Annotated in this window: 1 protein-coding gene; it reads right to left on the minus strand. The window is 42.5% G+C overall.

The window, feature by feature from the left end; genetic code table 11:
• Positions 1–376 (minus strand): hypothetical protein (locus AB4249_RS21800; RefSeq protein WP_372104781.1); only part of this gene is annotated, 376 nt, incomplete at its 3' end.
• Positions 377–1,047 lie beyond the last annotated feature (671 nt).

A 1,047-nucleotide genomic window follows, 5' to 3' on the forward strand; every position in this document is an offset into this window, starting at 1 on the left:
CGCTAATCCGCGATGAACCTTGTTTTACCCCTAAATTTTCCGCATGCAAAAGCGTTCTTGCGGTAGTACCGCCACTCCCCATTCTCAGCTTTCCTCGCCAATCGATATCAGGAGCCAAAGATGCAGGACTGAAAACCTCTTGGTCTCGAACCCATTTATAGGATCTAAACGGCTCAACAGGGTAGATTTTCAAAGAGGCGTCCGAAACAGCTTTTTCAAGCAACCTCGCAGATACTGCGTCATGAGGTAGGCTGTCTGTGATGCTCATTGGTTGATAGCTGATAGTGAATTTCAGGTCATCAAAAAAGACTTCGTGGCTTTCAAGGTAGCGCTTTGAATAGAGAAGCCCAACCACATCGATATACAACACTCTCACAACAATTCCTTGTGCTCTGTTTTCGCCAAATATTGCTTCAATGCATGTTGGCTCCCTGAACCTCGATACAGATGATTATCGAGGAAAAACTCAACGGCATCTGGATTTGGCTTCTCTATACAAAAAGATTTAAACAGGGTTTTGTAAAACAACCAACTCTTGCACTCTACGATGACCCAGAAAAAGGATAGAGACGCTGCAAACCCGAAAAACCATTTGAGTTCGATATTCAATGTTAAGGCACTCAAAGTAAGTTGAGTAAAGCAGTATAAGCCGAACAAGATGCTCGCAATAAAGCCGAGGTTACACATTCGATTCACCCACGTTGGGAGCTGTGCCCGCTCCATGATAAAATGAAGATGCTTCACTTCAACTCTCACCACTGCCTATCGCTCCAACAGTTAATAACCCTAAAGACACCAAAGTTGCTGATTTATAAGCTACTCTATCAATTAATCTTCGAAAGGGCACGAACAAAAATATTAACAGGTATCAATGTTTAGCCATTAAAGATGTGATGGTAATAAATAACAGATTTTGTTCGGACTTGGTGATGTGTTGTGGATCAGTTGACTTAGCCAAACGTTAGAGGATTTGCCATACCTATGGTTATCCGTTTGTTACTAATTTAGCGAAGCCACTGACACGTTTTTGTCCGTGCGACCTGAAGT

It is taken from the genome of Vibrio sp. 10N.261.55.F4 (genome assembly GCF_041470465.1).
GTDB lineage: Bacteria > Pseudomonadota > Gammaproteobacteria > Enterobacterales > Vibrionaceae > Vibrio > Vibrio crassostreae_C.